The sequence below is a fragment of the Nitratireductor sp. OM-1 genome (assembly GCF_003296175.1).
GTDB lineage: Bacteria > Pseudomonadota > Alphaproteobacteria > Rhizobiales > Rhizobiaceae > Nitratireductor > Nitratireductor aquimarinus.
On sequence record NZ_CP029208.1, the window covers coordinates 2,269,045 to 2,282,237 of the forward strand.

Below are 13,193 nucleotides of genomic sequence, written 5' to 3' on the forward strand. Positions count from 1 at the left end.
GCCTGATCCACCGCTTCTGGGAAATCAGACGGCGCGTCGAAACGCAGGGCCGACCCGAGGGCTCTCACGTTTCGCTCCATACGGCCAGTTCATTGCCTGCCGGATCGGTGAAGTGGAAGCGCCGGCCACCGGGAAAGGAGAAGATCGGCCTGACGATTTTGCCGCCGGCCTCTTCGATCGTTGCGAGTGTCGCCTCCAGATCGTCCGAATAAAGGACGGGAAGGGGTTTCTGGATGGCCTCGGGCGCGCCGTCGAAACCGCCATCGATCCCTTCGTTGAAGGCTGAATATCCAGCACCGTAATCGGTGAAAGACCAGGAAAAGGCGCGGGCGTAAAACGCCTTGACGCTGTCGATGCTGCCGCCCGAAGCGGGCATTTCGAGATAGTCGAGCTTTCCGGTCTGGCGCATGATGATCTCCATTGTTCTTGATTTGTTCTAATTCATCTTCGTCTTGCTTGCAAGCCCTGAAGCAGATGCGCGGTGCTCTCGCGAAATGTCTGGGAAGTCTCTGGTAAAATGCGCCAGCAAGGTTCCCGGAAAATATTCGCGGAGACGGATGATGACGGAAGACCCTTTCGACCTTCAGCGCTTCGTGACGGCGCAGGCGGACTGCTTTGACGAGGCGCTGCAGGAGTTGCGCGCGGGGCGCAAGAGAACGCACTGGATGTGGTTCGTGTTTCCGCAATTGCGTGAGCTTGGACGTTCGCCAGCCGCATTGTTTTACGGTCTGGTTTCGCTTGATGAAGCGCGGGCCTATCTTGTGCATCCGGTGCTTGGGCTGCGGCTGCGGGAAGCTACTGAAGCGGTGATGACGGGGGCGGGTAGCTCCCTGCACGAGATTTTCGGGACACCGGATGACCTGAAATTTCGCTCCTGCATGACCCTTTTCGCCTGCGCTGCCGCGCAGGGCGACACGCTTTTCTGCGAAGCCCTGCGGCAATTGTGTGAGGGGCGCGCGGATGAGGCGACTCTCGGTCTTCTTGGGGTTAAGCTGGGGGAGTGGCGTCCGCCCGATCCATAGGCGCGGGGCGCATGGGCGCAGGCGTGGCAGCGCGCAGCGCGCCTGGCGGCTTGCCGATGACGCGCTTGAAGGCACGGCTGAATGCTGCCTGTGAACCATAGCCAAGGCGGTGCGCAGTCGTTTCGATGGCCAGCCCCTCACGGCTGATCCACTGGGCGGCGAGGCGCATTCTCAGCTCCGTCAGATAGCGCACGGGCGTCATGCCGGTGACGGTCTGGAACCGCTCGGCAAAGACGGAGCGGGAGCTGCCCATTTGCCTTGCCAGTTCGGCGACGGTCCAGTCGCGACCGGGGTCGCGGTGCAGGGCGGCGATCACATGACCAAGGCGCGGATCGCGTAGCGCCGCCACCCAGCCGCTTGAGCCGCCGCAGCCGCATTCGACCCAGGAGCGGACGATGAAGGCGGAAACCACATCGGCAAGCCGCGCGAGGATGCCGGCAAAACCCGCGCGGTCTCCCCGTGTCTCACGCTCCATCGCGTCGAGGATGGGCAGGATTTCCGGGTAACGCTCCAGAAGCGTGGACACGCGCATGACATCGGGCATGAGTGCGACCAGCGGGTGCATGCTGCCCAGATCGAACTCCATGCATCCGGAGAAGATGAGCGCATCGTTTTGGCGATCCGGCTCGTTCGAACAGGCGATGATCTCTTTGACATCGCGGCAGAGCGGCCTGGCCTGGAAATTCGTGATGCACTGGCTCTGAAAGTCCGGCTCGGAGAGGAGAGCGTGTTCACCGCCGCGCGGCAGAAGAACGGCGTCGCCGGTTTCAAGTGTGTGAAGCGTGTCGTCAGGGCCGCGAAGGTAGACGGGACCACGGCCCACGAAGTGAAACTGGGCCCGCCCTTCGATGGTGCCGAAGCGAATGCCGAAGGGCGGCGTGATCTGGGTGCGGTGATAGGACATCCCGTAAAGGCGCATGCCCATGAGCAGTTCGCTGACCAGATCCGGATTGGCGAGTGATGGGGGTGTTTCGGCGTTTCGATCAATCATTCCGGTTTTTGTGATATGGTTCGTCCGGAATGTCCAATCTATCTCTTTTGCACTGCAAAACATATTGCATGCGAAAGGAAAGACATATGGACGAAGCCCCGCAGTGGACAGGCGCACAGGCCAGCCGGCAACCGGCCTGGGGCGCAGTGATTTCGATGTCGCTAGGGTCAGGACCCATTAATATGGCCGCAATGGTCGGCCTGATTTGTGCGGATACGCGAAGCAAGGCCGCAGGAAGACTTTATGTCTTTCAAGGGCTTGCGACAAAGTAGCCCGTGCAAATCAGGCTGATCCGAAGGACGCTCGATAGACCGGCGACCTGCTGCGTCAAACCCCTTGACCGGGGGGAAACCCCGCTCTGCGGGCTTTTCCTGGCATCTCTTGGTCTATCGAACGCCATTGCGGTCATATTAATGGGTCCTGACCCTAGGCGTGTTCGGGCTGGTGACGGCGGAATTTCTGCCGGCAAGCCTTTTGACGCCGATGGCGACTGATCTCGGTATTTCGGAAGGGATGGCCGGACAGGCGGTGACCGCGACGGCACTGGTGGGGCTGGTGGCGAGCCTGCTGATCTCTGCGGCGACCCGCAGCATCGACCGGCGGCGTGTGCTGCTGTCGTTCACGGTGCTTCTCATTGTGGCCAACCTGATGGTGGCGTTTGCACCGAACCTGCCGGTTCTGCTCACGGGCCGGGTTCTGCTGGGCATCGCGCTTGGTGGCTTCTGGGCCATATCGGCGGCGGTGGCGATGCGGCTGGCGCCGGAGGCGCTGGTGCCGCGCGCGCTTTCGATGATCGTGAGCGGCGTGGCCGCGGCAACCATCGTCGCCGCGCCCCTTGGCAGCTATGTGGGGGAGATGTGGGGCTGGCGCAGCGCGTTCCTGCTGGCAACGGTTCTCGGAGCGATCACCTTTGTGGTCCAGTTCGCGACCCTGCCGGCGATGGCTCCGAATGCGGCAACCCGGCTTCGCATGCTGGTGGATGTGCTGGCGCGGACCGTGCCGGATCAGGCTGAAAGCGCCGGCGGTCTTCTGGTGGCGGCAATCCAGTTTGCCATTGCCATTGGCGCGGCAGGCGGCGGGCTGATTTTCGATGTCGGCGGCGCGCAGGGCGTGTTCAGCGTTTCGAGCGTGGTGCTGGTGCAGGCGGCGGTGATGATCTTCATCCGCGTTCGCCCGCAGGTGGTGGCTGCACCCGCCTGACGCAGCGCCAAAAAACCAGAACGGTTGCGGGATGGGGCGAGAGCCTCGTCCCGTCTGCTTTGGCAAGCAGAAGGACTGTTGCCCTTGTCACATGCAGAACTGTTCCATTCCCGGTAAGAAAAAATCTTCTCTTCAATCGATAAAGCGGCGGATGCTCCGTTGGTTGGCCTTGCCTTGATGGTCGCTGCCGCTTAACGCTGCCTCCCGTAGCCGGTGCAGCAGAAGTTCCAGGCGCCGGCAAAACGACCGGAAGGGGAATGCAGCATGACCAAGTGGGTCTATGTGTTTGGCGATGGACGTGCCGAAGGCAGCGCGGGCGAGAAAAATCTGCTCGGCGGCAAAGGCGCAAATCTGGCGGAGATGTGCAGCCTCGGGCTGCCGGTGCCGCCCGGCTTTACGATCACGACCGACCTTTGCTCCCACTATTATGCGAATGGCCGCACCTATCCGGACGCGCTGAAAACACAGGTCGAGGCCGCGCTTGACGAGGTCGGCCGGGTTGCCGCCCGCCGTTTCGGCGATGCGGGGCAGCCGCTTCTGGTTTCCGTGCGCTCAGGCGCACGCGCCTCCATGCCCGGCATGATGGACACGGTGCTCAATCTCGGCCTCAATGATGAGACGGTCGAGGCGATCGCGGCGGAAGCCGGCGATGCGCGCTTTGCCTATGACAGCTACCGCCGCTTCATCCAGATGTACTGCAATGTCGTGCTCGGGCTCGATCATGATCTCTTCGAGGAAATCCTTGAAGAGGAGAAGGCGCGGCTCGGCTACGAGGTCGATACGGAGTTTTCGGCCGAGGACTGGCAGAACGTTATTGCGCTCTACAAGGGACGCATCGAAAGCGAACTTGGCGCGCCATTCCCGCAGGACCCGCACGAGCAGCTGTGGGGCGCGGTGGGCGCTGTGTTCTCTTCATGGATGAACCCGCGTGCGGTGACCTATCGCCGGCTGCATGACATCCCCGAAAGCTGGGGCACGGCGGTCAATGTGCAGGCCATGGTGTTCGGCAACCGGGGCGAGGATTCGGCAACCGGCGTTGCCTTTACCCGCGATCCTTCGACCGGCGAGAAAGCGCTTTACGGCGAGTTTCTGGTCAATGCGCAGGGTGAGGATGTGGTGGCGGGCATTCGCACGCCGCAGAACATCACCGAGGCGGCGCGGCTTGCGGCGGGCTCCGACAAGCCGTCGCTCGAAAAGCTGATGCCCGAGGCGTTCAACGCCTTCACCGGGATCGCCGACACGCTGGAGCGGCATTACCGCGACATGCAGGATCTGGAATTCACCATCGAGCGCGGCAAGCTGTGGATGCTGCAGACGCGCTCGGGAAAGCGCACGGCAAGTGCGGCGCTGAAAGTAGCCGTGGACATGGCCAATGAGGGGCTGATCACGCGTGACGAGGCGGTGACCCGCATCGATGCGGCGTCGCTCGACCAGCTTCTGCACCCGACCATCGATCCGTCTGCCCCGCGCGACATTATCGGCATGGGCCTGCCGGCCTCGCCGGGCGCTGCGACGGGCGAGATCGTGTTCTCGTCCGAAGCCGCCGAAGAGGCCAAGGCCGAAGGACGCCGGACCATTCTGGTGCGGGTGGAGACGAGCCCCGAGGACATTCACGGCATGCATGCCGCCGAAGGCATTCTGACGACGCGCGGCGGCATGACGAGCCACGCGGCGGTGGTGGCGCGCGGCATGGGCAAGCCCTGCGTTTCGGGTGCTGGTTCGCTGCGTGTCGATCATCGCAAGGGCGTGCTTCTCGCCATGGGGCAGATGCTCAAGGCAGGCGACACGATCACCATCGATGGTGCAACGGGGCAGGTGCTGAAGGGCGCGGTCCCCATGCTGCAGCCCGAACTTTCCGGCGATTTCTCCACCATTATGAGCTGGGCCGACGAGGCGCGGCGCATGAAGGTGCGCGCCAATGCCGAAACGCCGGCTGACGCGCGCACGGCGCGTTCCTTCGGCGCGGAGGGCATCGGCCTTTGCCGCACGGAGCACATGTTCTTCGATGATGGCCGCATCCTCGCCATGCGCGAGATGATCCTGGCCGACACCGAAAGCGACCGGCGCGCGGCCCTCGCGAAGCTTCTGCCCATGCAGCGCTCCGATTTCGTGGAGATCTTCGAGGTGATGGCCGGGCTGCCGGTCACGATCCGTCTGCTCGACCCGCCGCTGCACGAGTTCCTGCCGAAGACCGAAGAGGAAATCGGCGAGGTGGCTGCCGCCATGGGCGTTTCGGCGGAGAAGCTGCGCCAGCGCACCGAGGCGCTGCATGAGTTCAACCCGATGCTCGGCCATCGCGGTTGCCGTCTGGCGATTTCCTATCCGGAGATCGCGGAGATGCAGGCGCGCGCCATCTTCGAGGCTGCGGCAGAGGCGGCTGAGAAAGCCGGCAAGCCGGTGGTGCCGGAGGTGATGGTGCCGCTTGTTGGCATGTCGGCCGAGCTGACCTTCGTGAAGAACCGCATCGACGCGGTGGCCAAAACCGTGATGGAAGAGCGCGGCATCACGCTCGACTATCTGGTCGGCACGATGATCGAGCTGCCGCGCGCGGCATTGCGGGCAGACGAGATCGCAGGCAGCGCCGAGTTCTTCTCCTTCGGGACGAACGATCTGACGCAGACCGCATTCGGCATCTCGCGTGACGATGCGGCTTCCTTCCTGGAAACCTATCGCACACGCGGCATCATCGAGCAGGACCCTTTCGTGTCGCTTGATGTGGATGGCGTTGGCGAGCTGGTGCGGATTGCCTCTGAAAAGGGACGCACGGCGCGGCCGGAAATCAAGCTCGGCATCTGCGGAGAGCATGGCGGCGACCCGGCGTCGATCCGCTTCTGCGAGACGGTGGGGCTGGACTATGTGTCGTGTTCGCCCTTCCGTGTGCCCATTGCACGGCTTGCGGCAGCGCAGGCCGCCATTCACGCGGGCAAGGGCGCAGCCTGACGCGCTCTGCCGAATGAAGCCGTCGGGGATCAGTGGGCCGCGTTACTGAACGCGGTCCAGCGTCGTTATCAGGCTGGCATAGGCATTGACGATACGCGCCACCGGCAGATCGCTGGTCTCGATGCTCTCGACATCAAGCGTGTCGCTTCCCGTCCGCTGTACCACGAGCGCATGGACAGGCGTGTCCTCGTCCTCAAGCGCAATGGCGGCAACCCAGTCGCAATCGTTCACGCCATCAAGGCGCATCTGAAACAGAAGACGCCCTTCGATCTGTTCAAGAGCGTGTTTCACCGCGCCCTCAAAACCCTGTTCGACGAAATCCTGATGTTTGAGGGCGAGCTCCAGCTCGACCAGTTCGAGCGGGCCTGCTGCCGTTTCGTTCTGTTCTAGAAGCGCAGTCTGCATGGCGGAACCTCACAACATTTTCCCACGCAACCCCTCCGACCATGACATTGTGCGTGCGAGCGTGGCTGGATTATGGCGTGTTACAATAACCTAAGAAGATGGTTATATGGTCCGGTTGTCACCTGTTTCAAGGCGCGGGTGCTGGCTGAATCATTGTCGCAGCCAATGGGTGCAAGGCCCTGAAATCTTAAACATTCCACTGAAATTGAATTTTCTGCCGATCAGCAATGCGTTATGAGGCTCTATCTCTGATGGCAATGGCGCGTTCGGTTGGGTTCATGACGGCAACATTGGTACGGCAAATGGCTCCCGCCGCTCCCTGGTGCCGAAGGCTTGCGCTCTTCTCGCTGGTTCTGCTCATCGTGTCGGGCGCATCGCATCGCTTCGGACTTCTGGAAACGGTTCCTTTCCTGTGGCTCCTGGGGCTGGGCGGAGCGCTTGCCTTTGTCGCCTTCATGCTCGGTGTGATGGCGCTTCTGCAGGTCTGGGAACATGGCTCTCTGGGTGCTGCAATGGCGGCGGGTGGAATGTTCGTCGCGGCCCTCGCGCTGGTTCCCTTCGGCATTTCCGGATACCGCTTTTTTGAACACCCGAAACTGGTCGACATCTCGACCGACCCTGAAAACCCGCCGCAAATGCCACTGGCTGCGCGGGCGCGGAGCGGCGTGATGAATGCCGTCGAGCCCATGTCTGCCGAGAGCCAGGCAATGCAGCAGCAGGACTATCCCGAGGTGACGGGGCGGCGCTACGAGTACACGGCTGACAATGTCATTGAAGTTGTGCGCGCGATGATGCGCGAGAGGGGATGGCAGCCACAGGGGCCTGAAGGGCTGCAACTTGCCGGCGCCAGCGTCACGCTGGAAGGGGTGGCGCATTCCTATCTTCTGGGGTTTCCGTCTGATGTGGCCATACGCATCGAAGACGACCAGGCCGCCACCTTCGTCGACATGCGGTCGGCGTCTCGATATGGACGCCACGATCTTGGGGACAATGCGCAGCGTATCCAGCGCTTCCTGAAGGAACTTGATGAACGCATGGCCTTCCTGGCTCCGGTCTAGCGCTTCAGGCTGTTTCCGCTTTCGCTGAAATCGCTCTCGCGTTCAGCCCGGAAAATAGATCGCGTCGATTGACGGATCGTTCTCCGTCGTCACGGCCCCGCGTGCGACCAGATCTTCCAGATGGGCGAGAACGGAGAGGGCGGCTGCCCCATGAAGCCGGGGATCGGTGTCCCGGTAAATGGCCTGAACCATTTCCGTTATGGTGCGATCACCGCGCTCGATGCGGTCCAGAACGGCGCGCTCGCGCATCTTCCGGTGGGCCTTCAGGCCACGCATGAAGCGCTGGGGCATGCGGACGCGACTGCCATGGCCGGGCAGGAACACCGTGTCGTCACGCTCCAGCAGGCGATCAAGCGAGGCCATGTAATCGGACATCGCGCCGTCGGGCGGGGCGACGATGGAGGTGGCCCAGGCCATCACATGGTCTGCCGAGAAGAGCACGCCGGTTCCTTCCAGCGCGAACACCGCATGATTGGCGGCGTGGCCCGGCGTGTGGATTGCGCGCAGCGCCCAGCCATCGCCCTCGACAAGCTCGTCATCGGCGAGTGCGATGTCGGGCCTGAAATCCATGTCGGCGCTGGCGTCGAGCGGGTTGGTTTCGCCAACGCGCAGCGGACGGGCGGCGCGGTGTGGGCCTTCTGCGCAGACCAGCGCGCCGGTCTCCCGCGAAAGCCTCGCGGCGAGCGGCGAGTGATCCCTGTGGGTGTGGCTGACGAAGATGTGGCTGACCGGCCGGCCGCCAATGGCCTTGAGCAGCGCCTGGAAGTGGGCTTCGTCCTCCGGGCCGGGATCAATGACGGCGAGGCTGGAGGTGCCGACGATATAGCTGTTCGTGCCGTGAAAGGTGAAGGCGCTGGGGTTGTTGACCGTAAGGCGCTGAATGTCGGGAGCGATCTCGACGGCCTCGCCATAGGCGGGGTCGAAACGCGTTTCAAATTCGAGAGCCATGGGCAACGGGTCCGAAAGTTGGATGCATGCTGGACGCCTGAAAAGCGCATTCAGGTTGCCGCATATCATGGAACCGCTTATAGGAGAAGGAAAGCGGAACAACTCGCATAAAGCATGAACGGAGACGCCATGTCGCTCGCTATCGCATCCAGATCCCTCGTGTCGCAGTCGCTGCCCGACAATGCAGCACGACGCCTGACCACCCAGCTCTTCCTCGCCGTGGGCGCAACGCTCCTGCTGGCGCTGTCGGCAAAGACGCGCGTTGTGCTTGGCCCGGTGGATCTTTCGCTGCAGACGCTGGCCGTTCTTCTGATCGGCGCAACCTTCGGTATGCGCCTCGGTGTTGCGACGCTGCTTCTCTACATGGCTGAAGGCGCGATGGGGCTGCCGGTTTTCCAGGGCACGCCGGAAAAGGGCATTGGCCTTGCATACATGATGGGACCGACGGGCGGTTACCTTCTGGGCTTTGTCGCAATGGCGGCGATTGCCGGCTGGGCGGCAGACCGCGGCTGGGACCGCAATCCGCTGAAGCTTGCCGGCGCGATGCTGGTGGCGGAGGCAGCTCTGATGGTGCTCGGCTTTGCATGGCTTGCAGGCCTGATCGGCGCTGAGAATGCCTGGCAGTTCGGCGTTGCGCCATTCATCATGCCGGACCTGATCAAGGTGGCGCTGGCTGCCTGCTTCATGCCGGCGGCATGGGCGCTGCTGCGCGGCCTGGGTGTTTCCAGACACTAAGCGGTCATCGAATCGCCGCTTTCAAGCGGAACGGAGATCGGGCCAGAAGGGGATGTCTGGCCCGATTTTTTTGAGGGGAAGAGTATGAGCGTGTTGGTTACCGGCGGCGCCGGTTATATCGGCAGCCATATGGTCTGGGAGCTTCTGGACCATGGCGAAGACGTGGTCGTTCTCGACCGGCTGAGCACGGGTTTCGACTGGGCGGTTCCCGAAGCGGCCACGCTGGCGGTGGGCGACATCGCTGACCAGACCTTGGTAGAGGAGCTGATCCGCAAGCATGATGTGGATGCGATCATTCACTTTGCGGGCTCGATCATCGTGCCGGAATCCGTATCCGACCCGCTTGGCTATTATCTCAACAACACAGTCAAATCCCGCAGCCTGATCGAGAGCGCGGTTCGCTGCGGGGTTCCTCATTTCATCTTTTCTTCCACGGCTGCGGTCTATGGCAGCCCGGCGCGTTTTCCGGTGGGCGAAGATGCCGAGTTGCGGCCTGAGTCACCCTATGGCACCTCCAAAATGATGACGGAGCTCATGCTGCGGGACTGTGCGGCTGTGCACAATTTCGACTATACGGCGCTCCGCTATTTCAATGTCTCCGGTGCTGATCCGCAATTGCGCACTGGGCAGTCGACCAAGGGCGCAACGCATCTGATCAAGGTTGCCTGCGAGACCGTGACAGGCAAACGCGGCCATATGGAAGTTTTCGGCACGGACTATGAAACGCCGGACGGCACCTGCGTACGTGATTACATTCATGTCTCCGATCTGGTGAACGCACATTACCTGGCGCTCCGTCGCATGCGTTCGGGTGGTGGTAGCCTCGTGGCCAATTGCGGCTACGGAAACGGTTATTCCGTTCTTGAGGTGATTGAGGCGGTTAAAGAGGTGGCGCAGACCGATTTCGACGTGCGCATCGGCGATCGCAGGCCCGGTGATGCGGTTGCCATCGTTGCGGAGGCGGAGCGGTGCCGGAGGGAGCTTTCCTGGGAACCAAGGTATGACGATCTGCGCCAGATCGTGACGCATGCGCTGAGCTGGGAAAAGAAGCTTGCCGGACGGAACCGCTGATGCAGTATCGTAATATCAACAGGCTCTTTACGCTCGCCTGTTTCTCAATGCCGCCGGTCGTTGGGTCGGCAACAAGCGTGGTGTGGCATGGCGGCGCACTTTGGTGTGTCTTTGAAGTGCTTTCGGGACGGCGGCGGCTGAGCCCTGACAGCGCGATGCGCTGGATCGCCATGCTGATGCTGCTTTATGTGGCCGCGAACCTTGTCGCCTTCCTCATCAATGATCCTTCGTGGCAGAGTGTCTACAAGCTCCTGCCGCTTGCGACCTTCGCTTTGTTTCCCTTTTCCTACTCGATCTGGACAATCGCCGACCGGGAAGACGTGGCGCAGGCCGCACTCTTGGGATCGGTTATTGCAAGTTTCGGGGCATTGATTTTTGCCTTCGTACAGTCTGAGTTTCTGGGACTGCGTGCCGAGGGTGGCGCAGGCAACGCACTTGTGTTTGCGGATGTGGCTTGTCTGGCGGGCCTCACCTGTCTGGCAGGGGGGCTCATCCTTGACAGCAAGAAGGCTCTCTTTCTCCTGCTCGCTTTCGCGGCTGCTTTTGGAGCCGTACTGCTTTCAGAGTCCCGTTCTGTCTGGCTTGTGATGATTGTGCTCGCTTTCCTGCAATTGTTCATTTTCCGCGCGCGCGTCTTTACGGTTCTGAGAGGGCATGTGCTTGCGCTGCTGGGCGTAGCCTTGCTGTTGCTGGTCTTGACCTCCGGCCTTATTGTCAGCCGTTTCGATGCCCTTTGGCAGAACGTCGACAGGCTTATGGCCGGAGGGGATTACAACACCTCAATCGGACTGCGGGTGGCGCTCTGGGAAAGCGGTGTTCGGCTCTTTGCCGAGAGCCCGATTCTCGGCCACGGGATGCAGAACACCTCGGCGCTCATCAAGGAACATGTGCTGCGGGATTTCGGCATCGAGGTCGGGTTCACCCATTTCCACAACGGCTTCATGACCATCTTTATCGAGGGTGGCATTGTGGCGGGCTGTGCGGTGATCGCGATGTTCGCAGTGATCACGGTCTATGCGATAAAGAGCCTTGGGAACAAAGAGGACCCGCTTGCCCGCCTCGGCGGCGCAATGCTGCTCATGCTTGCAGCAGTCTATGCAGGAGGTGGCAGCGTGAATGTCATGTTCGGGCATGACATTCTCGATACGGTCTTCATGGTCTTTCTGATCGTGGGGCTGTTCCTGGCGCGGGGAACCTCGCGCCTGACCGATGCGGATCGGGCTGAAAGGCCCTGATGATGTGACGTTACGGCCGCGTTATGCGCGGCCGTAACGGTCCTCAAGACGCACGATGTCGTCTTCGCCGAGATAGGAACCGGACTGCACCTCAATCAGCTCCAGCGGGATCTTGCCGGGGTTTTCCAGCGCGTGGATCTCGCCAAGCGGAATGTAGGTGGACTGGTTTTCGGTGAGCATGATCGTGTCTTCGCCCTTGAGAACCCGCGCCGTGCCGCGGACGACCACCCAGTGTTCCGCCCGGTGGTGGTGTTTCTGCACGGACAGTTTTGCACCGGGCTTCACCGTGATGCGCTTCACCTGGTAGCGGTTGCCGAAATCGATGGAATCGTAATCGCCCCACGGACGATAGACCCGGCGATGGTCCACATGCTCGGTGCGGTCGGCGGATTTCAGCTGCGAGACGATCTCCTTGACGTGCTGTACGGCATCACGTTTGGCCACGAGGACGGCATCAGCCGTTTCAACGACCACGAGATCCTCAACGCCGACGATGGCGACGAGGCGTTTCTGCGCGGAGACAATGGAGTTTTTGGACGCGACCTGCAGAACATCGCCGATGAGCGCATTGCCATCCGCGTCCCGGTCCTGCGCCTCCCAGATGGCCGACCATGAGCCGATGTCGTTCCAGCCGGCGTCGAGCGGGACCACGGCCGCGCGGTCCGTCTTCTCCATAAGGGCATAGTCGATGGAATCGGAGGGGCATGCCTCGAAGGCGGCGCGTTCGGGGCGCAGGAAATAGGCATCGCTTTCCACGCCGGCCATGGCGGCGCGGCAGGCCTCCAGAATGGCGGGCGCATGTTTGTGCATGGCGTCCAGATAGGCGCTGGCGCGGAACAGGAACATGCCGCTGTTCCAGTCGCATGCGCCTTCCTTGAGATAGGCCTTGGCCGTTTCGAGATCCGGCTTTTCCTCAAAGCTGGCCACCGCAAAGCCGCTGTCGCCGATCTTCTTGCCACGGCGAATGTAGCCAAAGCCGGTTTCCGGACAGGTGGGCACGATACCGAAGGTGACGAGCCAGCCTTCCTCGGCAAGCGCCTTTGCCCTTGAGAGCCCCTCATGGAAGGCGGGCACGTTCTGGATCAGGTGATCTGCGGGCATGACGAGAAGCAGCGGGTCAGCGCCATTCGCCGTCGCCTGAAGGGCTGCGAGCGTGATCGCGGGTGCCGTGTTGCGGCCGACAGGCTCAAGCAGGATCGGCGCATTTTCGACGCCGGCCTGCCGAAGCTGTTCGGCCGCCAGAAAGCGGTGCTCTTCATTGCAGACGGTGAGGGGCGTGGCTGCGCCAATCCCGTCCAGCCGGCGCATTGTCTGTTGCAGCATGGTGCTGTCGCCCACCAGAGCGCAGAACTGCTTGGGGTAGTGCTCGCGCGAAACCGGCCAGAGCCGCGTTCCCATTCCACCCGCCATGATCACCGGTACCAACATGAGCCTACCCCCGCCGTTCTGGTTCTGAACCTCTGGATCGCCGCACGCCCTTTCGGGCGCGCAAAGGACGATCCAGAATTTTGACGGAGCATCAGGCCGAAAGCCGGAATCAACTTTTCAGTCCGACGCTCTATCTGTCTGTTTTTCCGCATTTATGCGG

12 protein-coding genes are annotated in these 13,193 nt (G+C 62.0%); 7 read left to right on the top strand and 5 right to left on the bottom strand.

Going from position 1 to position 13,193, the window contains the following annotated elements:
* Positions 1 to 64: 64 nt before the first annotated feature.
* Positions 65 to 409 carry a VOC family protein gene (locus tag DEJ54_RS10665; protein WP_113156217.1) on the bottom strand — a complete coding sequence of 115 codons (345 nt, stop codon included), beginning with the start codon at positions 407 to 409 and terminating at the stop codon, positions 65 to 67.
* A gap of 151 nt (positions 410 to 560) precedes the next feature.
* On the opposite strand from DEJ54_RS10665, the gene DEJ54_RS10670 reads away from it, so the two are divergent.
* Positions 561 to 1,022 carry a DUF1810 domain-containing protein gene (locus DEJ54_RS10670; protein WP_113156218.1) on the top strand — a complete coding sequence of 154 codons (462 nt, stop codon included), beginning with the start codon at positions 561 to 563 and terminating at the stop codon, positions 1,020 to 1,022.
* Here DEJ54_RS10670 and DEJ54_RS10675 read toward each other — a convergent pair.
* Positions 988 to 2,013, bottom strand: a complete 1,026-nt coding sequence (locus DEJ54_RS10675) for an AraC family transcriptional regulator (protein WP_113154550.1) — start codon at positions 2,011 to 2,013, stop codon at positions 988 to 990. The two genes, DEJ54_RS10670 and DEJ54_RS10675, sit on opposite strands and share 35 nt — an antisense overlap.
* Positions 2,014 to 2,445: 432 nt before the next feature.
* Between DEJ54_RS10675 and DEJ54_RS10680 the strand changes: the two genes are divergently transcribed.
* Together DEJ54_RS10680 and ppdK are read left to right on the top strand one after the other, a co-directional pair.
* Positions 2,446 to 3,213 (top strand): MFS transporter, encoded by a 768-nt coding sequence (locus DEJ54_RS10680; protein WP_371685877.1) that lies wholly within the window; start codon positions 2,446 to 2,448, stop codon positions 3,211 to 3,213.
* Between the two features lie 264 nt (positions 3,214 to 3,477).
* Positions 3,478 to 6,153 carry a pyruvate, phosphate dikinase gene (ppdK, locus tag DEJ54_RS10685; protein WP_113154552.1) on the top strand — a complete coding sequence of 892 codons (2,676 nt, stop codon included), beginning with the start codon at positions 3,478 to 3,480 and terminating at the stop codon, positions 6,151 to 6,153.
* 42 nt (positions 6,154 to 6,195) lie between these two features.
* Here ppdK and DEJ54_RS10690 read toward each other — a convergent pair whose 3' ends face one another.
* Positions 6,196 to 6,558 (bottom strand): hypothetical protein, encoded by a 363-nt coding sequence (locus tag DEJ54_RS10690; protein WP_113154553.1) that lies wholly within the window; start codon positions 6,556 to 6,558, stop codon positions 6,196 to 6,198.
* A gap of 278 nt (positions 6,559 to 6,836) precedes the next feature.
* Here DEJ54_RS10690 and DEJ54_RS10695 point away from each other — a divergent pair, with 278 nt between their 5' ends.
* Positions 6,837 to 7,616, top strand: coding sequence for a DUF1499 domain-containing protein (locus DEJ54_RS10695; protein WP_113156219.1), 780 nt, complete (start codon positions 6,837 to 6,839; stop codon positions 7,614 to 7,616).
* Between the two features lie 42 nt (positions 7,617 to 7,658).
* On the opposite strand, the gene DEJ54_RS10700 is transcribed toward DEJ54_RS10695, so the two are convergent.
* Positions 7,659 to 8,564, bottom strand: a complete 906-nt coding sequence (locus DEJ54_RS10700) for an MBL fold metallo-hydrolase (protein ID WP_113154554.1) — start codon at positions 8,562 to 8,564, stop codon at positions 7,659 to 7,661.
* A 129-nt stretch (positions 8,565 to 8,693) separates the two neighbouring features.
* Here DEJ54_RS10700 and DEJ54_RS10705 point away from each other — a divergent pair, with 129 nt between their 5' ends.
* From DEJ54_RS10705 to DEJ54_RS10715, 3 genes are all read left to right on the top strand, one after another.
* A complete protein-coding gene (locus DEJ54_RS10705; protein ID WP_113156220.1) occupies positions 8,694 to 9,299 on the top strand; it encodes a biotin transporter BioY in 606 nt (201 codons plus the stop codon).
* A gap of 84 nt (positions 9,300 to 9,383) precedes the next feature.
* A complete protein-coding gene (galE, locus tag DEJ54_RS10710; RefSeq protein WP_113154555.1) occupies positions 9,384 to 10,370 on the top strand; it encodes a UDP-glucose 4-epimerase GalE in 987 nt (328 codons plus the stop codon).
* Positions 10,370 to 11,605 (top strand): O-antigen ligase, encoded by a 1,236-nt coding sequence (locus DEJ54_RS10715; protein WP_245447496.1) that lies wholly within the window; start codon positions 10,370 to 10,372, stop codon positions 11,603 to 11,605. The genes galE and DEJ54_RS10715 overlap by 1 nt, the downstream gene beginning before the upstream one ends.
* Before the next feature lie 21 nt (positions 11,606 to 11,626).
* Here the strand turns inward: DEJ54_RS10715 and DEJ54_RS10720 are convergent, their stop codons facing one another.
* Positions 11,627 to 13,033 (bottom strand): mannose-1-phosphate guanylyltransferase/mannose-6-phosphate isomerase, encoded by a 1,407-nt coding sequence (locus DEJ54_RS10720; protein ID WP_113154556.1) that lies wholly within the window; start codon positions 13,031 to 13,033, stop codon positions 11,627 to 11,629.
* Positions 13,034 to 13,193 lie beyond the last annotated feature (160 nt).